21 protein-coding genes and 1 riboswitch are annotated in these 18,875 nt (G+C 70.4%); of the genes, 14 read left to right on the forward strand and 7 right to left on the reverse strand.

Translation table 11 applies throughout. The annotated features are described in order from the left end of the window. Together ACIBK4_RS25730 and ACIBK4_RS25735 are read right to left on the reverse strand one after the other, a co-directional pair. A complete protein-coding gene (locus ACIBK4_RS25730) occupies positions 1 to 303 on the reverse strand; it encodes an urease subunit gamma (protein WP_019059531.1) in 303 nt (100 codons plus the stop codon). Between the two features lie 177 nt (positions 304 to 480). Continuing rightward, complete coding sequence (locus ACIBK4_RS25735; RefSeq protein ID WP_398997909.1) at positions 481 to 777, reverse strand: type II toxin-antitoxin system Phd/YefM family antitoxin; 297 nt, start codon at positions 775 to 777, stop codon at positions 481 to 483. A gap of 63 nt (positions 778 to 840) precedes the next feature. Between ACIBK4_RS25735 and ACIBK4_RS25740 the strand changes: the two genes are divergently transcribed. From ACIBK4_RS25740 to ACIBK4_RS25750, 3 genes are all read left to right on the forward strand, one after another. After that, positions 841 to 1,476 carry an ATP-dependent Clp protease proteolytic subunit gene (locus ACIBK4_RS25740; protein WP_398997912.1) on the forward strand — a complete coding sequence of 212 codons (636 nt, stop codon included), beginning with the start codon at positions 841 to 843 and terminating at the stop codon, positions 1,474 to 1,476. Between the two features lie 7 nt (positions 1,477 to 1,483). Further along, the gene (locus ACIBK4_RS25745; RefSeq protein ID WP_390168918.1) at positions 1,484 to 1,792 is read left to right on the forward strand and encodes a hypothetical protein; all 309 of its coding nucleotides are present in this window, start codon (positions 1,484 to 1,486) and stop codon (positions 1,790 to 1,792) included. A 339-nt stretch (positions 1,793 to 2,131) separates the two neighbouring features. Further along, positions 2,132 to 2,311, forward strand: a riboswitch (cyclic di-AMP (ydaO/yuaA leader). Positions 2,312 to 2,314: 3 nt separating this feature from the next. Continuing rightward, on the forward strand, positions 2,315 to 2,788 hold the full coding sequence (locus ACIBK4_RS25750; RefSeq protein WP_033278230.1) for a C40 family peptidase: 474 nt from the start codon (positions 2,315 to 2,317) through the stop codon (positions 2,786 to 2,788). 85 nt (positions 2,789 to 2,873) lie between these two features. Here ACIBK4_RS25750 and ACIBK4_RS25755 read toward each other — a convergent pair whose 3' ends face one another. Next, entirely contained in the window at positions 2,874 to 3,332 is a 459-nt protein-coding gene (locus tag ACIBK4_RS25755) for an ATP-binding protein (RefSeq protein WP_366437282.1), read from the reverse strand. A 212-nt stretch (positions 3,333 to 3,544) separates the two neighbouring features. Between ACIBK4_RS25755 and ACIBK4_RS25760 the strand changes: the two genes are divergently transcribed. Both ACIBK4_RS25760 and ACIBK4_RS25765 read left to right on the forward strand, forming a co-directional pair. Continuing rightward, a complete protein-coding gene (locus ACIBK4_RS25760) occupies positions 3,545 to 4,414 on the forward strand; it encodes a helix-turn-helix domain-containing protein (RefSeq protein ID WP_398997915.1) in 870 nt (289 codons plus the stop codon). A 9-nt stretch (positions 4,415 to 4,423) separates the two neighbouring features. Continuing rightward, positions 4,424 to 4,657 (forward strand): DUF397 domain-containing protein, encoded by a 234-nt coding sequence (locus ACIBK4_RS25765; protein WP_366437284.1) that lies wholly within the window; start codon positions 4,424 to 4,426, stop codon positions 4,655 to 4,657. 41 nt (positions 4,658 to 4,698) lie between these two features. On the opposite strand, the gene ACIBK4_RS25770 is transcribed toward ACIBK4_RS25765, so the two are convergent. After that, positions 4,699 to 5,826: an 8-amino-7-oxononanoate synthase gene (locus tag ACIBK4_RS25770; RefSeq protein WP_398997917.1), complete on the reverse strand. Its 1,128-nt coding sequence runs from the start codon at positions 5,824 to 5,826 to the stop codon at positions 4,699 to 4,701. A 147-nt stretch (positions 5,827 to 5,973) separates the two neighbouring features. Between ACIBK4_RS25770 and bioB the strand changes: the two genes are divergently transcribed. From bioB to bioD, 3 genes are read left to right on the forward strand one after another with little or no spacing between them, the layout of a single operon-like run. Then, a complete protein-coding gene (gene bioB, locus ACIBK4_RS25775) occupies positions 5,974 to 7,176 on the forward strand; it encodes a biotin synthase BioB (RefSeq protein ID WP_398997919.1) in 1,203 nt (400 codons plus the stop codon). Then, positions 7,169 to 8,461 carry an adenosylmethionine--8-amino-7-oxononanoate transaminase gene (locus ACIBK4_RS25780; protein WP_398997922.1) on the forward strand — a complete coding sequence of 431 codons (1,293 nt, stop codon included), beginning with the start codon at positions 7,169 to 7,171 and terminating at the stop codon, positions 8,459 to 8,461. Before bioB ends, ACIBK4_RS25780 begins: the two co-directional genes overlap by 8 nt. A gap of 1 nt (position 8,462) precedes the next feature. Beyond that, entirely contained in the window at positions 8,463 to 9,212 is a 750-nt protein-coding gene (gene bioD, locus ACIBK4_RS25785) for a dethiobiotin synthase (RefSeq protein WP_398997924.1), read from the forward strand. On the opposite strand, the gene ACIBK4_RS25790 is transcribed toward bioD, so the two are convergent. Next, positions 9,209 to 11,566: a LuxR C-terminal-related transcriptional regulator gene (locus tag ACIBK4_RS25790; protein WP_398997927.1), complete on the reverse strand. Its 2,358-nt coding sequence runs from the start codon at positions 11,564 to 11,566 to the stop codon at positions 9,209 to 9,211. The genes bioD and ACIBK4_RS25790 overlap by 4 nt on opposite strands. Before the next feature lie 115 nt (positions 11,567 to 11,681). Between ACIBK4_RS25790 and ACIBK4_RS25795 the strand changes: the two genes are divergently transcribed. Both ACIBK4_RS25795 and ACIBK4_RS25800 read left to right on the forward strand, forming a co-directional pair. After that, the gene (locus tag ACIBK4_RS25795) at positions 11,682 to 12,368 is read left to right on the forward strand and encodes an esterase/lipase family protein (RefSeq protein ID WP_398997929.1); all 687 of its coding nucleotides are present in this window, start codon (positions 11,682 to 11,684) and stop codon (positions 12,366 to 12,368) included. A gap of 104 nt (positions 12,369 to 12,472) precedes the next feature. Continuing rightward, entirely contained in the window at positions 12,473 to 13,159 is a 687-nt protein-coding gene (locus ACIBK4_RS25800) for a class I SAM-dependent methyltransferase (protein ID WP_398997931.1), read from the forward strand. On the opposite strand, the gene ACIBK4_RS25805 is transcribed toward ACIBK4_RS25800, so the two are convergent. Both ACIBK4_RS25805 and ACIBK4_RS25810 read right to left on the reverse strand, forming a co-directional pair. Then, positions 13,160 to 13,534: a hypothetical protein gene (locus tag ACIBK4_RS25805; RefSeq protein WP_033278220.1), complete on the reverse strand. Its 375-nt coding sequence runs from the start codon at positions 13,532 to 13,534 to the stop codon at positions 13,160 to 13,162. A gap of 4 nt (positions 13,535 to 13,538) precedes the next feature. Next, positions 13,539 to 13,778, reverse strand: coding sequence for a hypothetical protein (locus ACIBK4_RS25810; RefSeq protein ID WP_033278219.1), 240 nt, complete (start codon positions 13,776 to 13,778; stop codon positions 13,539 to 13,541). Positions 13,779 to 14,037: 259 nt separating this feature from the next. On the opposite strand from ACIBK4_RS25810, the gene ACIBK4_RS25815 reads away from it, so the two are divergent. The 4 genes from ACIBK4_RS25815 (at position 14,038) to ACIBK4_RS25830 (ending at position 18,875) form a co-directional block, all read left to right on the forward strand. After that, positions 14,038 to 14,889, forward strand: coding sequence for an ABC transporter ATP-binding protein (locus ACIBK4_RS25815; RefSeq protein WP_398997934.1), 852 nt, complete (start codon positions 14,038 to 14,040; stop codon positions 14,887 to 14,889). A 4-nt stretch (positions 14,890 to 14,893) separates the two neighbouring features. Continuing rightward, entirely contained in the window at positions 14,894 to 17,464 is a 2,571-nt protein-coding gene (locus ACIBK4_RS25820; protein ID WP_398997936.1) for an ABC transporter permease, read from the forward strand. A gap of 81 nt (positions 17,465 to 17,545) precedes the next feature. Continuing rightward, the gene (locus ACIBK4_RS25825) at positions 17,546 to 18,457 is read left to right on the forward strand and encodes an LLM class F420-dependent oxidoreductase (RefSeq protein ID WP_398997938.1); all 912 of its coding nucleotides are present in this window, start codon (positions 17,546 to 17,548) and stop codon (positions 18,455 to 18,457) included. Then, positions 18,450 to 18,875 carry a GNAT family N-acetyltransferase gene (locus ACIBK4_RS25830; RefSeq protein ID WP_366437295.1) on the forward strand — a complete coding sequence of 142 codons (426 nt, stop codon included), beginning with the start codon at positions 18,450 to 18,452 and terminating at the stop codon, positions 18,873 to 18,875. The genes ACIBK4_RS25825 and ACIBK4_RS25830 overlap by 8 nt, the downstream gene beginning before the upstream one ends.

Consider the following 18,875-nt stretch of genomic DNA (forward strand, 5'->3'; position numbering starts at 1 on the left):
CTACACGATCGGATCGTGGACGGTGACGAGCTTGGTGCCGTCCGGGAAGGTCGCCTCGACCTGTACGTCGTGGATCATCTCGGGGATGCCCACCATGACGTCGTCCCTGGTGAGCAGCTTGCGCCCGGAGGACATCAACTCGGCGACGGTCCGGCCGTCACGGGCGCCTTCGAGGATGTGCGACGTGATGAGGGCGACCGCCTCGGGGTGGTTCAGCTTCAGACCACGGGCCCGGCGCTTCTCGGCCACGTCGGCCGCCACATGGATCAGCAGCCTCTCTTGCTCGTGCGGGGTCAGTTGCACGCTCCCACCTCACAGTCCTCGCTCCGGACCGTGCGGGGTCCGGCTGCCGTAGCCCCCGGTCAACGTCCCTGGTGGCATGGATCGGCAGGCTAGTTGGACCGAGTTTCAAGCAAGTTAACCGAGCTGTGATCAGGGCAATCACATCTACGCCCGTAGAGCCGCCCCTCGACCACTCGCCTAGGAGGGGTTGGGCCCCCGATGCTCGGCCGCGATACCGAACCGCTGGCGTTCGCGGGGAGCGGACGCGACCTCGTGGACACGCGAGACGGAGCTGATCACCTGCTCCTCGGCCGCCTCGTCGAGGCGGTCCAGCTTGTCGAGCTCGTCCAGTCGCTCCAGGTCGGCGGCGGAGACCAGCGCGACAAGGGGCTTGCCGTGCCGTGTCACGACGACGCGCTCACGGCCGTACACCACCCGGTTGATCAGGTCGGCGAGCTCAGCCCTGGCTTGTGTCACCGGAATCTCGTAGGCCATACCCCCATCATAACGTCATGTACGTCCTGTACATTTCTTACAGACGCCGAAGGAGGGGCACCCATGACCCGACCGTCCGCCCGCCATGTCCTGCCCGAGTTCACCGAGCGCACCAGCGCCGGGCACCGGACCCTCGACCCGTACTCGAAGCTGCTGGAGGAGCGGATCGTCTTTCTCGGGACGCCGATCGACGACATCTCGGCGAACGACGTGATGGCCCAGTTCATGCACCTCGAATACCAGGCACCGGACCGGGACATCTCGCTGTACATCAACTCGCCCGGCGGTTCGTTCACCGCGATGTCGGCGATCTACGACACGTTGCGGTTCGTCACGTGTGACGTGGAGACGATCTGCCTGGGCCAGGCCGGCACCTCCGCGGCGCTGCTGCTCGCGGCGGGCACCCCGGGCAAGCGGTCCGCGCTGCCGGGTGCGCGGGTGGTGCTCCACCAGCCCTCGCTCCCCGAGCCGATCCAGGGTCAGGCGAGTGATCTCGCCATCCAGGCAGAGGAGTTGGCACGCACCCGGGTCCAACTGGAGGAACTGCTGGCCCTGCACACGGGCCGGACGGTGGCGCAGGTGAGCGAGGACATCGAGCGGGACCGGATCATGGATGCCCAACAAGCCCTGGAATACGGGCTGGTGGACCGGATCGTGGCCACGCGGAAGACTTCGCTCATCGAGCACGGCGGGGAGTGAGCCGACGATGCTGCCGCCGGAACTGCCGCCGCTGCCCGCACTCACGCGCGCCGAGGGCGAGTTGATCGACCGTTACCTGGATGTGGCCGACCTCCTCGGCCGAATCAACCCGGCGCACAACGGTGACACGTACCGTGGTCTGCGGGCCGCTCAGGCGCTCGTGGCCAAGGCCGCCGAGCTCCGGGACGCGCTGGCGCTGATGCACCAGCGGGGCGAGACCGAGCTGCACGCCCCCACACTCGCGCGGGCGCTGCGCGTGCTGGACGGGGAGCGCCGCACGGCGCGCGTCACCCTGCCCTCGCCCTCCGACAGTTGACGGACGCGAAGCTGTCCCGGACGACGTCGAAACGAGCCGAACGACGTACCCCCGATCGGCGTAGTCGCGCCTCCGCGCATACGGCCGTCCGGGTTGCGCAACACGCGTAGCCCGAGGGCCGGATGAAGTGTTCCGGTGCTGGTCCGGGCGTCACACCCGCCTCGACACTCCCTCGAACACCGATGCGTTCAGCCGAACGGGTGAGTGGTGAGTAACCCCACAAATCCCCGGTTCCGTTGGGCTTTTCGGACATTCATAGGTGAAGATCCCTGTCTGACGACAAGACCCCGCCGCAGCGGCGGGGCGATCCGGGCGGACGCCGAGTCCTGCCGCCGCCCGGATGACAGGTCGACAGGATTGCATCGGCAGGAGTGGAGGACCCAAGCACGACGGGTCGCCGGGACGGTCACGCCATGACCGGGCCGAGCAGCCCTTGGGGTGAAGCCGCGTCAGCGGCCGGGCAACTTCGCCAGCCCGAATCCGACAGGTCATCCTTCACAGGCGGCTGACGAAGGGTTGCGCATGACTGCGCTCAATCGTGTCCCGTCGCTGATGGTCAGGGCCGGTACGGCCTCGGCCTTCGCCATCGCCGCCGTTGGCGGCTCCGTCGTGATACCGGGCGTCGCATCCGACGCCGCGGCCGCGACACCCGCGACGAAGGCACTCCAGGTCGCGGCGTCCAAGAAGGGCGCCCCGTACAGGTACGGGGCCACCGGACCGGGCCGCTTCGACTGCTCCGGGCTCACGCTGTACTCGTACAAGAAGGCGGGCAAGAAACTGCCCCGTACGGCGGCCCAGCAGTACAACAAGACCCACCACATCTCGGCCAAGAGCCGCAAGGCCGGGGACCTCGTCTTCTTCCACTCGGGCTCCAGCGTCTACCACGTCGGCATCTACGCCGGCAAGGGAAAGATCTGGCACGCCCCGAAGACCGGGGACGTGGTGAGACTGCAGAAGATCTGGACCAAGAGCGTCTGGTACGGCCGGGTCAGCTGACCCACGCCGAAAACTCCCGAGGGGGTGGCGGTCTCCTGACGGACCGCCACCCCCTCGGGCGTCCGGGGACGTTCACCACGCCGTTCTACGGCTCCTGCTGGCCCGCGGCGGTCACCGGGCGGGCCGGTACCGTCCAGGGCACCTCGATGGATACCGTCTTGCCGCCCTCCAGGGTGGGCCGGACCTTGAGCCTGCCGCCGCACTCCGCGGTCAGCCAGCGGATGATCACCATGCCCCGGCCGTTGTCCTGCTGGACGGCGGCCGGCAGGCGTTTCGGGAACCGGGGATGGCTGTCGGTGACGCCGATGCGCAGCCGTTCGTCACGCTCCAGCTCGATGTCCACCGTGAAGGTGGGTGACTGCCCGAAGGTGTGCTGTACGGCGTTGGTGGCGAGTTCGGAGACGATGAGGCGGATGGTGTCGGCGACCTCCGTGTCCGCCGGAAGTCCCCAATCCACCAGGGTCCCGACCACATACGTGCGGGCGGCGGAGACCGAGGCGGGATCGCTCGGCAGAGTGACGGATGCTTCCAGATGGTCTGCCATGGCGCGGTCGTCCCTTTCCCGCGGGACCGGTGTCCGACACGGAGCGGATGGTTCGAGTACGGTCCCGGACTGGTGCTTCTTCGCCAGACTGCCATTACCGCGTCGGTAACGGTGGCGATCCACCAAGATATGCATATATCTGTCGCTCGAAGCGGTGAACTCTGCGACCCCAGACCGTATTTGGGCGGCTCGGAAGGAGTAAGGAGAAACCCATGCAGTACGGTCCCGCGGTGCGCCGCCGGAAACTGGGCGCCGAACTCCGCGCGTTGCGTGCGGAGGCGGGGCTCACCAGCGGTGAGGCGGCCCGGCTGGTCGGCTGGCACCAGTCGAAAGTGAGCCGCATCGAGACGGGCGCGAGTGGCGTGAAACCGCCCGACGTCCGGTTACTCCTGGACGCCTACCAGGTCGGCGACCCACAACTTCGGGACATGCTCCTCGTGTTGGCGGGCTCCGAGGACGGCGGCGGCCGGCACCACTGGTGGCACGCCTATCGCGGTGTACTGCCGCCCGCCTACCGGGACTTCATCAGCCTGGAGTCACAGGCCAGCACGCTGCGCACCCTGGAGACCTCGGTGGTCCCCGGACTGCTGCAGACGCCGGAGTACGCCCGCGCGGTGACCCGGGCCGCCGTGGGAGGCCTCGACAACGACGGCCCCGACCGGCTGGACGCCCTGGTGCAGGTGCGGTTGGCCAGGCAGGACGTGCTGCGCGCGGATCCGCCGCTGGAGCTGAGCGTGGTCCTCGACGAGGCGGTGCTCCGGCGCGAGGTGGGCGGGCCGGGGGTGATGGCACGTCAGCTGGACCGGCTCGTGGAGGCGGCCAAGCTGCCCCAAGTGAGGCTTCAGGTACTGCCGTTCGCCGCAGGAGCACACATCGGCATCACCGGGCCTTTCGTTATCTTCTCCTTTCCGAGCACTTCTGATCTGGACGTGGTTGTTCTAGACCACTTGACGAGTAGCCTCTACCTCGAACGGAAAGAAGACCTAGAGGCCTACACCGAGGCCTTCAACACCCTTCAGTTCCACGCCCTTTCGCCCGAGGATTCGTCGGATTACATCGCCGGGATAGGTGACGGCGCGTAAGGAGGCACCATGTCTGCACTGCCTCGGAACGTACCTTCCAGTTCTGACAGCTCTGAACTGTCCGGTGTGCGGTGGCTGCGCAGCAGCTACAGCACGGGAGCGAACAACTGCGTCGAGGCGGCTCGTCCGCGCTCAGGCCCCCGCGCGGGGCTGCTCGCCGTACGCGACTCGAAGGACCCGCAAGGACCCGCCCTGCTCTTCTCCCCCGCGAGCTGGACGGGCTTCCTCGCCACGTTCCACTGATCTGTCCGATCGCAGGCGACGCACGGCCGTGTCACGCCGACTCATGGTCGCGTCTCGCCGATCACACGTACAGCGCGTTCGATCTCGGCCCCGGAGAGGTCCGCTCGGGCGGTCAGCCTGAGCCGTGAGATGCCGTCGGGCACGGAAGGAGGACGGAAGCAGCCCACGGCCAGCCCTGCCGTACGGCAGTCGGCCGCCCATTGCACGGCCGCCTCCGGGGACGGCGCACGCACCGAGACCACGGCGGCGTCCGGACGTACCGCTTCCAGACCCGCGGCGGTCAGCCGTGCGTGCAGGTCGCCCGCCACGGCGCGCGCCCGGGCAGCCCGCTCGGGCTCGCGCCGCAGCAGGGTGAGCGCGGCCAGCGCCGCGCCGGCCGCAGCGGGCGCGAGCCCCGTGTCGAAGATGAACGTCCGCGCCGCGTTGACCAGATGGTCGATCACCCTGGCCGGCCCGAGCACGGCACCGCCCTGACTGCCGAGCGACTTGGACAGGGTCACGGTCACGACCACGTCCTCACACCCCGCGAGCCCCGCCGCGTATGGCGCCCCGCGCCCGCCCTCGCCCAGCACCCCGAGCCCGTGCGCGTCGTCGAGCAGCAGCCCCGCCCCGAACTCCCGGCACGCCTCGGCGAGCGCCCCCACCGGCGCCGCGTCCCCGTCCACGGAGAACACCGAGTCGGACACGACCACGGCCTGCCCGTCATGCGTCCGCAACGCCTTGCGCACCCCGTCCGGATCGGCATGTCCTACGACCTGGGTCGCACCCCGCGCCAGCCGGCAGCCGTCGATGAGCGAGGCGTGGTTCCCCGCGTCGGAGACGATCAGCGAGCCGTGCGGCGCGAGCGTGGTGACACCGGCGAGGTTGGCCGCGTACCCGGAGGAGAAGACGAGGGCCGCCTCGAAGCCGCAGAACTCGGCCAGTTCGCGCTCCAGTTGGGCATGCAGCTCGGTCGTACCGGTGACGAGCCGCGACCCGGTGGACCCCCCGCCCCAGGTCCGCGCGGCATCAGCAGCGCCCTCGACGACCTCGGGGTGATGGGCCAGACCCAGGTAGTCGTTGCTCGCGAGATCCAGCAGCGGCGAGTCGGCGGGACGGGGTCGCAGCGTCCGCACGAGCCCGGCGCGACGGCGCTGCTCCGCCTGTTCGTCGATCCAGCCGAACGCCATGGGTCCTCCGGGGCTTTTGTAGGCAGTGCACAGACACTAATCGGACGACCAGCCGCCCATGGTGTGGTGATACCCACACCGCCCGCCCCATCTCTTGTTCAATCTCTCCTTGGCCGCGGGCGGTCCCGTAGGACAGGATCGGATCTCATGGACCTGCTGAACACGCTCGTGGACAAGGGGCTTCGGCGCGAGCTGCCGACCCGCGCGGAAGCACTCGCCGTCCTCGCCACCTCGGACGACGACCTGCTGGATGTCGTGGCCGCGGCCGGAAAGGTGCGCCGGCACTGGTTCGGCCGACGGGTGAAGCTCAACTATCTCGTCAACCTGAAGTCCGGCCTGTGCCCCGAGGACTGCTCGTACTGCTCGCAGCGGCTCGGCTCCAAGGCCGAGATCCTGAAGTACACGTGGCTGAAACCCGACGCTGCCTCGAAGGCCGCGGCGGCCGGTGTGGCGGGAGGCGCCAAGCGCGTCTGCCTGGTCGCCTCGGGCCGGGGTCCGACCGACCGGGACGTGGACCGGGTCGCGGGCACCATCAAGGCGATCAAGGACCAGAACGAGGGCGTCGAGGTGTGCGCCTGCCTCGGCCTGCTCTCCGACGGCCAGGCCGACCGGCTGCGCGAGGCGGGCGCGGACGCCTACAACCACAACCTCAACACGTCCGAGTCGACGTACGGCGACATCACGACCACCCACACGTACGCCGACCGCGTCGACACCGTGCAGAAGGCGCACGCGGCCGGCCTGTCCGCCTGCTCAGGCCTGATCGCCGGCATGGGTGAGACGGACGAGGACCTGGTGGACGTCGTCTTCTCCCTCCGCGATCTCGACCCCGACTCGGTGCCGGTGAACTTCCTGATCCCGATGGAGGGCACCCCGCTCGCCGCCGAGTGGCACCTCACCCCGCAGCGCTGTCTGCGCATCCTCGCGATGGTCCGCTTCGTCTGCCCGGACGTCGAGGTCCGTATCGCGGGCGGCCGCGAGGTCCACCTGCGCACGATGCAGCCCCTCGCCCTGAACCTCGCCAACTCGATCTTCCTCGGCGACTACCTCACCAGCGAGGGCCAGGCCGGCCACGCCGACCTGGAGATGATCGCGGACGCGGGCTTCGAGGTGGAGGGCGCGGGCGAGGTGACCCTGCCGCAGCACCGGGCGACGGCGGGCGGCTGCGGATCACACGAGGACGCCGGATGCGGCGGGGGCTGCGGTGGACACGAGGGCGCCGGAGTCTGCGGTTCCGCTCCCGCCGCCGCCTCTACGTCCGCCCCCGCGCCGCACGTCGACGAGGTGCGCCGTGACCTGGTCTCCGTACGCCGTCGAGGTGCCGGAACGGACATCGCGCCCAATGCCTGACCCGATCGACCGCCTGCCCGTCCCGGAGCTGCTGGAACTGGACCGACGGCACGTCTGGCATCCGTACGGTCCGATGCCCGGCCGTGTCGACCCGCTCGTCGTGGAGTCGGCGAGCGGGGTGCGGCTCCGACTGGCGGGCGGCGGGGGCGAGTTGGTCGACGGGATGTCGTCCTGGTGGTCGGCGATCCACGGCTACAACCACCCCGTGCTCAACGAGGCCGCCCAGGAGCAGCTCGGCCGGATGAGTCACGTGATGTTCGGCGGGCTCACCCACGAGCCCGCCGTGCGCCTCGCGAAGCTCCTTGTCGACATGTCTCCGGACGGCCTGGAGCACGTGTTTCTGGCCGACTCGGGCTCGGTGTCGGTCGAGGTCGCGGTGAAGATGTGCCTGCAGTACTGGCGCTCGCTCGGCCGCCCCGCGAAACAGCGCCTGCTGACCTGGCGCGGCGGCTACCACGGCGACACCTGGCAGCCGATGTCGGTGTGCGACCCCGAGGGCGGGATGCACGAGCTGTGGTCCGGGGTGCTCCCGCGCCAGGTGTTCGCGGACGCGCCGCCGACGGAGTACGAGGAGTCGTACGCCGACCAACTGCGCGAGTTGATCGAGCGGCACGCGCACGAACTGGCCGCGGTGATCGTGGAGCCGGTGGTGCAGGGTGCGGGCGGGATGCGGTTCCACTCCCCCGCGTATCTGCGCGTGCTGCGCGAGGCGTGCGACGCGCACGACGTACTGCTGGTGTTCGACGAGATCGCGACGGGTTTCGGCCGCACGGGCGCGCTGTTCGCGGCGGAGCACGCGGCGGTGACGCCGGACGTGATGTGCGTGGGCAAGGCGCTGACCGGCGGCTACCTGACGATGGCCGCGACGCTGTGCACGTCACGCGTGGCCGAGGGCATCTCGCGGGGCGAGGTACCGGTCCTGGCCCACGGCCCGACCTTCATGGGCAACCCGCTGGCGGCCGCCGTGGCCTGCGCCTCGCTCGAACTCCTCCTGCACCAGGACTGGTTGACGGAGGTGAAGCGCATCGAGACGGGCCTACGGGAGGGCCTGGCCCCGGCGGCACAGCTCCCCGGTGTCCGGGACGTCCGCGTCCTCGGCGCCATCGGCGTGGTCCAACTCGACCACGACGTCGACATGAAGGCCGCGACGGACGCGGCCGTACGCGAGGGCGTGTGGCTCCGGCCGTTCCGCGACCTCGTCTACACGATGCCGCCGTACGTCACGGGCGACACCGACCTGGCTCGGATCACCCGCGCGGTCTGCGCGGCGGCACGGGAGGGATGACATGCCGGTACTGGTGATCACGGGCACGGGCACGGAGGTCGGCAAAACGATCACCACAGCCGCGGTAGCAGCCGCAGCGCTCGCCTCCGGCCGCACAGTGGCCGTCCTGAAGGCCGCCCAGACGGGTCTACGGCCGGACGAACGCGGGGACGCCGACGAGGTCACGCGGCTCGCGGGCGCGGTCACGGCGACCGAACTCGCCCGGTATCCCGAGCCGTTGGCACCGGGCACGGCTGCCCGCCGGGCCGGCATGGCGCCGGTACGCCCGCACGAAATCGCCGAAGCCGCCCAGAAGTTGGCCACCGAGCACGACCTGGTGCTGGTCGAGGGCGCGGGCGGGCTGCTCGTACGGTTCGACGAGGCGGGCGGGACGCTGGCGGACGCGGCGAAGTTGCTCGGCGCTCCGGTCCTGGTGGTGGCGTCGGCGGGTCTGGGCACCCTGAACACGACCGAACTGACAGCCCGTGAAATCCGTTCACAGGGGCTTGAGTTGCTGGGTGTGGTGATCGGCAGCTGGCCCAACACTCCTGACCTGGCGTCGCGTTGCAATGTCGCCGATCTGCCGGAGGTGGCCGGGGCGCCGTTGCTCGGGGCGTTGCCGGAGGGGGCGGGCGCTTTGGAACCCGCCGACTTCCGTGCTGCGGCCGCGAGTTGGCTGGTTCCCCGGCTCGACGGGACGTGGGACGCGGAGGGGTTCGGGGAGCGGGAGGCTCCGGCGGCCTGGGACTCCCGCTCGACCGGCGCCGTCTAGGAGGCCTCTCCCTCGGCCAGCAGCCGCACCAGTTCGATCCGTGACCGGATGCCCAACCGGCTGAAGACGCCGCGTAGATGGTGGTCGATCGTACGGGGGCTGAGGGCGAGGCGGACGGCGATCTCGCGGTTGGTGGCGCCGTCGGCGGCCATGCGGGCGACCATCAGTTGCTGGGCGGTCAGGCGGGTGGTCGGGGCGAGCTCACCCGGTGCGGGCAGGGCCGTCGCGGCCACCGGTGTACCCAGGGCCCGGAGTTCGGCGCGGGCCTGGGCGGCGCAGTGCGGGGCGCCGAAGGACTCGAAGGCCTCCAGCGAGGTGTGCAGCCGGTCGCGGGCCTCGGTACGCCGGCGCAGTCGGCGCAGCGCACCGCCCAACAGCAGCTCGGTACGGGCCCGTTCGAAGTCACGGGTGCCGTGTGCGTGCAGGTCGAGGGCGATGCGGTAGTGCTCGACGGCTTCGTCGCCGGGCGCCAGCAGGGCACGGCAACGGGCGCTCAGGGCAAGGTCGTCGGGGCTGCGTACGGCACGGGCCCAGCGGTCGTAGTCGGCGTGTGCCGCGCGGGCGATCCGGGTGTCCCCGCTGCGGGCGGCGGCCTCGACGTAGTGCGGGGTGGCCAGATGCCGGATCGCCCGGTGCCCGTGCCCCGGCCCGAACCCGGCGAGCGCGCGCAGCCGGGCCGCGGCGGCGGCGAACCGGCCACTGCTCAGGTCGAGATAGGCGAGCGCCCACTGGGCGAGGGCGGCGGGCAGCCCCAAGCCACGACCGAGGGCGTACGAGCGAGCGGCGGCGGCACGTTCCCGGCAGACATCGCCGTCCCCGGTGAGCGCGGCGAACATGGCGAGCGCGGCCTGCAGATGGCAGGCGCCGTTGTCCTGCCCGGTGGCGTGGGCCTGCCACAGGGCGTCCGCCGTCGCCGTCTCGGCGGCCCGCGGATGCCCGGTCCAGAACTCGGCGTACGCCCGGAACTCCATGGCCTGCGCCACGACCACGATCGCACCCCGCGCCCGCGCCGAGGCCGCCGCCCGCACGGTCGCGGTGGTGGCACGGGTGTGGTCGCCGAGCATCAACGCGGCGATCCCGGCGTGGATGAGGAGGGTGGGGTCACCCCCGGGTCCGCACCGCCCGGCGGCGGCCTTGAGCAGATCCCGCGCGTCCTCGTACCGCCCCTCGAACGCGGCGGCCAGTCCCCCGAGCGTCCCGTGCGGCACGATCCCGACCCGGGAGGCGACGGCCGCCGCCTCCCGGCACCGTCTCAGGTCCCCGGTGTAGACGGCGGCCTCGGTGGCGCGGGCGAGGAGGTGAACTGCGTGGTCGGGGGCGGGAGTTCGGGGTACGGCGGTGATGCGAGGTGTTCCGGTCGTGAGAGGCGTCCCAATGGTGAGCGATGTCGTAGCCGACGGAGATGTCGCGTCCGGCGAGGCAGCGCTCGGGGAGACCGCGTTCGGCGGGGCCACGTTCAGCGAAGCCGCAGGTTCTCCCGGCCCCCGTCGCCCCACCGCCGTCAGCAGCGCGTCGAACGCCTCGGCCGCGTTCCCCGCCCGCAACGCGAACACCCCGTTCAACGCGTCGCTGTCCGTCGTGGCCGCGAGTCTTCGCGCCCGGTCCCCCTCCCCGGACTGCCAGGCGTCCCCGGCGGCCCGGTTGAGGAGGCGGGACTGTTCGCGCGGGTCGCTGGAGAGCGCGGCGGCGCGTTCCACGAGGGCGCAGGCGAGGGGGTGTTCGCCGGCGTCGCGGGCCCGTTGCGCGGCCGTGCGGAGTTCGGCGGTGAGCCGCACGCTGGGGCCGAGCGCGCCCGCGCCCCGGTGCCAGGAACGTCGTGGTGTCTCGCCCTCGGCGCCCAACACCCGTGCCAGCAACCGGTGGACGTCCCGGCGGTCCGCCGGGTCCCCGGTTTCATACGCGGCGATCCTCGTCCACGCGTCGCGGAACACGACCCCGCCGGCCGTCGCGTGCGCGACCCCGGCCGTCTCGGCGGCGTCGAGCGGCCGGGTGTCGAGCCGCCCCGCCGCGACGGCACGCAGGAAGGCATGGGTGGCGACCGGGTACTGGTCCGCCGCCGCGAGCAGCAACAGCAGGCGTGTGTCGTCGGGGAGGGCACGGATCTCCCGGCGGTACCGGGTGAGCAACTCCGGCGCCAGGGACGCCGGTTCGGTCGGGAGGGGGTCGAGGCCCGCAGCCTGACGTGGGGTCAGGCGCGAGAGGAGTTCGGCGGCGGCGCGCGGATCGCCGTAGACCGAGCGCAGTGCCCGGATGCGGACCCCGGCGGGGAGCGCGGGGTCGGGGGTTCGCCCTGTGTCGGTGCGCGACGGTGGCGAAGTGCGGTCTAGAGAAGTGGGGTTCACCGGAGTCAGCACACAACTGACGTTACTGGCGAGTTAATTCACCCGTAAAGACCGGCGATTTCGCCGATGCGGCGCGCGTAGACCCCCGCCGACACTCCTGACAACCCCACCCGTATCAGGAGGCATCATGCAGCGCCACAAGCGTCGCATCGCCGCGGCCCTGTCGGCCGTGACCACCTCGCTCCTTCTGTCACTCTCCCTGGCCTCGACGCCCGCTCACGCGGCGAGCCACAACCCGATCGTGTTCGTGCACGGTCTGAGCAGCGACTCCACCAGCTGGGACGACTGGATCGCGGACTTCGAGGCGGACGGCTACTCGTCCTCCGAGCTGTACGCGATCTCCTACGACTGGACGAAGTCGAACGTCACGACCGCTTCGACGCTGTCCACCTACATCCAGTCCGTCCTCGCCAAGACCGGCGCCTCGAAGGTCGACCTGGTGGTCCACTCCATGGGTGCGCTCAACAGCCGCTACTACCTCAAGAACCTGGGCGGGACTTCGTACGTCGACGACTTCGTGTCGGTCGCCGGCGTGAACCACGGGACGAGCATCGCCTCGCTGTGCGGCTGGCTGTACACGTCCTGCAAGGAGATGCAGACGGGGAGTTCCTTCCTCACCGCGCTCAACTCCGGTGACGAGACGCCCGGCAGCGTGTCGTACGCAGCCTACTGGTCGGACTGCGACGCGGCGATCGACCCGGACACCTCGGCCGAGCTGAGCGGCGCGACCAATGTCGACGTCGGGTGCATCTCGCACACCGACATGAACAACGACTACGGCGTCTACGAGCAGGTGCGGGACTTCATCTCCTGAACCTCCCGGCCTCACCCCGGGCGACAGCGGGGGTGGGCGCGGGCCGCAGGGGGGACAATCCCGGTAGGGACCGGTTTCGCTCCGGTCCGGCCCGGGAGGTCGCCATGCCGCTACGGTCCGCAGGCCCCGGCACAGTGCCGCGGGACGCCGTCCACCACCCGCTGTTCGCCCGTTACTACGCCCGTTTCAGTGTGACCGCCGAGTCGAAGCTCGGCCTCGCCGGGATGCGGGACCGGCTGCTCGCCGGGCTCTCCGGGCGGGTGATCGAGATCGGGGCCGGGAACGGCCTGAACTTCGCGCACTATCCGAGCGCCGTCTCGGAGGTCGTCGCGATCGAGCCCGAGCGGACGCTACGACAGCTCGCCGTGGAATCCGCGCTCCGCTCCGAGGTACCCGTCGACGTGGTGCCGGGCGCCGCGGAGAAGCTGCCCGTCAAGAGCGAGGCCTACGACGCGGTCGTACTGTCGCTGGTGCTGTGCAGCGTGCGCGACGTACCGCGGGCGCTCGCGGAGGTACGGCGGGTGCTGCGGCCCGGTGGAGTCGTGCGGTTCTTCGAGCACGGCAAGGGCGGCGGACCGGCGATGGCGTTCACCCAGCGCGCCCTGGACCGCACACTGTGGCCGCCGCTGAACGGCGGCTGCCATCTGGCCCGCGACCCGGTCGCCGCGCTGCGCGCCGCCGGGTTCGAACTCGGTCCGTACCGGCGGGTGTTGATCCCGGAGAAGGGTCCGACGCTGCCCAGCTCGTACTGCGTCCTGGGCACCGCGTGGCGCCCTGACACGGACGGCTGATCACAGGCTCCACTGGCGCAGTTCGTGCGCGATCTCGTCGACCGATGCCTCGCCGCTCTTGACCAACTGGGCCAGATCGCGGACCTGTTCGGGCGAGGTGACGACCTTCAGGCCGCTGGCGACGAGGTAGGCGTAGGCGACAGCCGAGGCGAAGAGGGCGTTGGAGCGCTCCAACGCGGGGACGTGGATGAGGAGTTGGAGTAAGGCGGCGGCGCGTGCGTGCGGGCTGTCATAGACCGGGACGTCGAATATGTCGGCCTGATGGCGTGCTACGGCGGCGACGAGCGCGCCCCAGTCGGTGACCTGGGGATCCCCGGGTGTGTTGTGTTCGGCGAGCATCAGCAGCCAGGCGAGGTCGATCCTGAGGTTGTTCAAGGGATCAGCGGCGACCTTCGCGGGTGCTCTTCCCGTCGGCGCCGAACTCGTCGGCGAAGACGGACTCGTACTGCTTCATGAAGTCGGCCGCGGCCTCGACGAACGTGTGGCCGACCTCCCCGGTGTCCTGTCTGACCAGCTCTTCTATGTACCGGTTGACGCTCATCCCACGGGCCAGGGCACGCTCACGGGCCGCGCGGGCGGTGCCCTCGTCCACGCGTACGTTCAGCTGGGTCTTCGCCATACCCAGACGCTAGCGCCGGATTGCTAGCACCCGCAAGGGCTCACCCGGGTGGGAGGCGGTGGGTGGAGAGTGCCCCTTACACCAGTATCCGGGGCCCGACCTGGGATGGAGACCGCCTCGGTCGCACGGGGGATATCGGGTGTGCAGCGCGTCACACTAGGCTCGGCCCGCGACGAAGGCGTCGGAACGACAGCGAGCGAAGACAACGAGTCGAGCCGACGAGCGAAGACGACGAGTGAAGGAATCCCAGGGGGCCGTCTTGTCCACATCTGCTGCGCAGCACGTCCCGGGTCAGGCACCGGCCGGCGCGATCGCGGCCCGCGCCCGCGGTCTGACCAAGGCGTACGGCTCGGGCGAGACGGCCGTGCTCGCTTTGGACTCGGTGGACGTGGACATCGCGCGGGGTCGTTTCACCGCGGTGATGGGCCCGTCGGGGTCCGGGAAGTCCACGCTGATGCACTGCCTGGCGGGGCTCGACACCGTGTCGGCCGGACAGGTGTGGCTCGGCGACACCGAGATCACGGGGCTGAAGGACCGCGAGCTGACGCGGCTGCGCCGGGACCGGATCGGGTTCATGTTCCAGTCGTTCAACCTCATCCCGACCCTCAACGCGGCCGAGAACATCACGCTGCCCATGGACATCGCGGGCAAGAAGCCGGACCAGAAGTGGCTGGACCAGGTGATCGACACGCTCGGGCTGCGGGACCGGCTCAAGCACCGGCCGTCCCAGCTGTCCGGCGGCCAGCAGCAGCGCGTGGCCTGCGCCCGGGCGCTCGCCTCCCGCCCCGAACTGATCTTCGCCGACGAGCCGACCGGCAACCTCGACTCACGAGCGGGGCTCGAAGTCCTCGGCTTCCTGCGCGACGCCGTAGACGATCTCGGCCAGTCCGTGGTCATGGTCACCCACGACCCGGGCGCCGCCGCCCACTCCGACCTGGTGCTCTTCCTCGGCGACGGCCGGATCGTGGACGAGATGGAGCGGCCTACGGCGGAAGGGGTGCTGGAGCGGATGAAGCGGTTCGACTTGGCGAGGGGACAGTTCGACGCCCCCGGTACCGGTACCGCCGAGAACACGACCGGCGCACCCGACGTAACCCTCGACAAGGACTGAACCCGTGCTGAAGGCGACCCTCCGGAGCTTCCTCGCGCACAAGGGACGGCTGTTGCTCTCGGCGCTCGCCGTCGTGCTGTCGGTGGCGTTCGTGGCCGGCAGTCTGATCTTCTCCGACACGGTGACGCGCACCTTCGACCGGCTCTTCGCGTCCACCGCCGCCAATGTGACCGTCGAGCCGAAGCAGGACCTCAAGTCCTCGGTACCGACCGGCGCGACCGAGACCGTCCCCGCCTCACTCGCCGCCCAGGTCGCGAAGGTGGCCGGGGTCGCCTCGACCCACGCGGACGTGTCCGTCGAGAACATCGTGGTCGTCGACAGCAAGAACAAGTCCGTCGGCCCCACCACGGGCGCGCCGACCATCGCCACCGACTGGTATCTGACCGACCGCAGCCCGGTGAAACTGACCTCGGGCCACGCCCCACAGGGCGCCGACCAGGCCCTCCTCGACGCGGACACCGCCGACAACAAGCACGTGAAGATCGGTGACACGCTGACCGTGCAGGCGCAGCCCGGCAGCTTCAAGGTCGAGATCGTCGGCATCGCCACCTTCACCACCACCAACCCCGGTGCCGCGCTGGTCTTCCTCGACCCCGCCACCGCGAAGTCCCAACTCCTGGGCGCCTCCGACCGCGCGACGAGCATCTCGGTGGACGCGGCGAAGGGGGTCGACGACGCCGTACTGAAGCAGCGGGTGACCGCCGCGATCGACTCCTCCGGTGCGTACGACATCAAGACCGCGAGCGAACAGGCGAAGTCGGCGGCCGCCGATCTGGGCGGCTTCCTCGACGTGATCAAGTACGTGATGTTGGGATTCGCCGGCATCGCTGTCCTGGTCGGCGTGTTCCTGATCGTCAACACGTTCTCCATGCTGATCGCCCAACGCACCCGCGAACTGGGCCTGTTGCGTGCCCTGGGTGCCGACCGCAAGCAGGTGCGGCGGTCGGTGCTCACCGAGGCGCTGCTGCTCGGGCTGGTGGGCTCGACTCTGGGTCTGGCGGCCGGGATCGGGCTCGCGGCCGGGCTGATCAAGCTGATGACCGCGTTCGGCATGAACCTCAAGACCACGGAGATGGTGGTCGGTTGGCCAACTCCCGTGGCCGCGTACGTCGTTGGTGTCGGCGTCACCTTCGTCGCCGCGTATCTCCCGGCCAGGCGCGCGGCGACCGTTTCCCCGATGGCGGCCCTCGCGGACGCCGAAGTCGCGGGCGTGGGGCGGCCGTTGAGGGTGCGTGCCGTGATGGGTTCGATCGTCGGGGTGATCGGTGTGGCCGCGCTGGCGGGTTGCGCCGGCGCGACGAAGACGGCCTCCGCCTCCTCCTTCCTGGGCCTCGGGATCGTCCTCACCCTCATCGCGACCGTGATCGCGGGCCCGCTGCTGGTCCGCCCGATGATCCGGGTGCTGGGCGGCGCCTTCCCTGCCCTGTTCGGTTCGGTCGGCCGGATGAGCCAGCGCAACGCCCTGCGCAATCCGCGCCGTACGGGCGCCACCGCGGCGGCCCTGATGGTGGGGCTCGCACTCGTCGGCGGGATGTCGGTGGCGAGCGCGTCCATGTCGAAGTCCTTCGACCAGCAGATCGACAAGACCCTCGGCGCCGACTTCGTGATCCAGAACGGCAACTTCCTGCCGTTCTCCAAGGAGGTCACGAACCACGTGCGCGCCACCGAGGGCGTCGGTCTCGTCGTACGGGCCCGCTTCGCGCCCCTCGCGGTCCGACTGCCGGACGGCCAGCGGGTGGAGACGACGGCGGCCGGTTACGACACCCCGCTCGACGACGTCGCCCACATCAAGTACGCGCAGGGCGACACGAGTTCGGCGCTCGCCGCCGGACACCTCGCGATGGAGGCCGACTTCGCGAAGAAGCACGGCGTACGGCTCGGCAGCGTGCTCCCCGTCGAGTTCCCGGGCGGCCGCACAACGAAGCTGACGGTGGGCGCCCTCAGCGACCAGGGCTCCTCTGGCGGGTTCGGGACGCAGGGCGGGCTGTTCTTCGGGATCGCGACGGTCGAGAAGTACGTCCCGAACGGCCAGGACTCCTCGCTGTACGTCAACGCCGCGTCCGGCACCGGCGCCGACCAGCTCCGCAAGTCCCTTGAGACGACGCTGAAGCCCTATCCGCAGGTCCAGGTCCGCGACCAGGCCGACTACAAGAAACTGGTCCACGACCAGATCGCTGTGCTCCTGTACCTGGTGTACGCGCTGCTGGGGCTGGCCATCGTCATCGCGGTGCTCGGGGTGGTCAACACCCTTGCCCTGTCGGTCGTGGAGCGCACCCGCGAGATCGGCCTGCTCCGCGCGATCGGGCTCGGCCGACGCCAACTGCGGCGAATGATCCGGCTGGAGTCGGTGGTGATCGCGGTGTTCGGCGCGGTACTCGGCCTCGGCCTGGGCCTGGTGTGGGGTGTCTGCGCCCAGCAAGTCCTGGCGCTCCAGGGCATGAAGGCGCTCGCGGTGCCGTGGACCACGATCGTCGCGGTGGTGATCGGCTCGGCGGTGGTCGGCATCGTGGCAGCCCTGCTGCCGGCGCTGCGCGCGTCCCGCATGAACGTGCTGGCGGCGATCGCACACGAGTGAGGAAAACGCGGCTGGCGTCGAGTCGCCCGCCGTCACGGATTCACGGCGGACACTCAAGTAACCACCTGCGAAGGAGAGTTCATGCCCCGCCCGTTCCGCTTCGGAGCCAGTCTGCTCACCTCCTCACCGGCCGACGAGTGGCGCGCGAGATGCCGACGCGCCGAGGAACTCGGCTACGACGTGATCCTGGTCCCCGACCATCTGGGCATGGTCGCGCCGTTCCCGGCACTGGTCGCGGCGGCGGAGGCGACCGAGCGGCCACGAGTGGGCACGTTCGTGCTCAACGCGGGCTTCTGGAACCCCACTTTGCTGGCCCGCGAGGTGACGACGACCCACGACCTGACGGGCGGACGCCTCGAACTCGGGCTCGGCACCGGTTACGTACAGGCGGAACACGACACGGCGGGGCTGCCGTTCGGTTCGCCGAGGGAACGAGTGGACCAACTCCGTCGCACGGTCGAGGAGTTGGTACGGCTGCTGGAAGCCGCGAAGTCCCGGGTTCCCCTCCTCCTCGGCGGCAACGGCGACCGCATGCTGCGCCTGACCGCCGAGCACGCGGACATCGCGGCGTTCGCGGGCGCGAGCCTGGAGCCGGGCAGCACAACAGGCAAGCTGGCACCGGTCGATGCCGCCGAGTTCGGTCAACGGGCCGCCCGGTACCGGGAGTTCGCGGCCGACCGCGAGGAACCCGCCGAACTCAACCTCCTGATCCAGTTGGTTGCGGTGACCGACGACCCCGCGAGCGCGCTACGCCCGCTGCTGGACCGCCGACCGGACCTGACCCTGGAACAGGTCCTCGATCTCCCCGTCATGCTGGTCGGCACCCTGGACGAGATCACCGCGAAGGTGCTGGCGCTGCGCGACCGCTACGGGTTCTCGTACCTCACGGTGCTGGAGCCGTACATGGAGGCGTTCGCGCCGGTCATGGCGGCACTGCGCCGAAACCCGCTCGCCCCGCACGCCCGTCCTCTGCTTGGCTCACCCCATGAGTGATCTTCATATTCGTAGCGCCGCCCTCTCCGACATCGACGCCGTGCTGGCGTTCTGGGGCGAGGCCGCCGAGGGCACCAGCATCAGCGACGACCGCGACGGGGTGGCCCGGCTCATCACCAGGGACCCGGACGCGCTGATCCTCGCGGAACGCGACGGGCGGCTCGTCGGGTCCGTGATCGCCGGCTTCGACGGCTGGCGCTGCCACCTCTACCGGCTGGCCGTGCACCCGGAGCAGCGCCGCCAGGGCATCGGCTCGGCGCTGCTCACGGCGGCCGAGGAGCGGTTCGTGGCGCTGGGCGGGCGGCGCGGGGACGCGATGGTGCTGGAGCGCAACGAGACCGGACAGCATGCGTGGCGCGCTGCGGGGTACGCACCCGAGGAACAGTGGCGACGGTGGGTGAAGCACCTCACCACCTGA

This window comes from Streptomyces sp. NPDC050528, from assembly GCF_044457795.1.
Classification (GTDB): domain Bacteria; phylum Actinomycetota; class Actinomycetes; order Streptomycetales; family Streptomycetaceae; genus Streptomyces.

What these genes read in the sequence shown, in the direction of transcription:
- ACIBK4_RS25825 (WP_398997938.1), top strand. Translation starts at nt 17,546, where the DNA reads ATGCCCCGCCCGTTCCGCTTCGGAGCCAGTCTGCTCACCTCCTCACCG.
- ACIBK4_RS25795 (WP_398997929.1), top strand. Translation starts at nt 11,682, where the DNA reads ATGCAGCGCCACAAGCGTCGCATCGCCGCGGCCCTGTCGGCCGTGACC.
- ACIBK4_RS25740 (WP_398997912.1), top strand. Translation starts at nt 841, where the DNA reads ATGACCCGACCGTCCGCCCGCCATGTCCTGCCCGAGTTCACCGAGCGC.
- ACIBK4_RS25770 (WP_398997917.1), bottom strand. Translation starts at nt 5,826, where the DNA reads ATGGCGTTCGGCTGGATCGACGAACAGGCGGAGCAGCGCCGTCGCGCC.
- ACIBK4_RS25800 (WP_398997931.1), top strand. Translation starts at nt 12,473, where the DNA reads ATGCCGCTACGGTCCGCAGGCCCCGGCACAGTGCCGCGGGACGCCGTC.
- ACIBK4_RS25745 (WP_390168918.1), top strand. Translation starts at nt 1,484, where the DNA reads ATGCTGCCGCCGGAACTGCCGCCGCTGCCCGCACTCACGCGCGCCGAG.
- ACIBK4_RS25760 (WP_398997915.1), top strand. Translation starts at nt 3,545, where the DNA reads ATGCAGTACGGTCCCGCGGTGCGCCGCCGGAAACTGGGCGCCGAACTC.
- bioD (WP_398997924.1), top strand. Translation starts at nt 8,463, where the DNA reads ATGCCGGTACTGGTGATCACGGGCACGGGCACGGAGGTCGGCAAAACG.
- ACIBK4_RS25810 (WP_033278219.1), bottom strand. Translation starts at nt 13,778, where the DNA reads ATGGCGAAGACCCAGCTGAACGTACGCGTGGACGAGGGCACCGCCCGC.
- ACIBK4_RS25755 (WP_366437282.1), bottom strand. Translation starts at nt 3,332, where the DNA reads ATGGCAGACCATCTGGAAGCATCCGTCACTCTGCCGAGCGATCCCGCC.
- ACIBK4_RS25830 (WP_366437295.1), top strand. Translation starts at nt 18,450, where the DNA reads ATGAGTGATCTTCATATTCGTAGCGCCGCCCTCTCCGACATCGACGCC.
- ACIBK4_RS25780 (WP_398997922.1), top strand. Translation starts at nt 7,169, where the DNA reads ATGCCTGACCCGATCGACCGCCTGCCCGTCCCGGAGCTGCTGGAACTG.
- ACIBK4_RS25735 (WP_398997909.1), bottom strand. Translation starts at nt 777, where the DNA reads ATGGCCTACGAGATTCCGGTGACACAAGCCAGGGCTGAGCTCGCCGAC.
- ACIBK4_RS25750 (WP_033278230.1), top strand. Translation starts at nt 2,315, where the DNA reads ATGACTGCGCTCAATCGTGTCCCGTCGCTGATGGTCAGGGCCGGTACG.
- ACIBK4_RS25765 (WP_366437284.1), top strand. Translation starts at nt 4,424, where the DNA reads ATGTCTGCACTGCCTCGGAACGTACCTTCCAGTTCTGACAGCTCTGAA.
- bioB (WP_398997919.1), top strand. Translation starts at nt 5,974, where the DNA reads ATGGACCTGCTGAACACGCTCGTGGACAAGGGGCTTCGGCGCGAGCTG.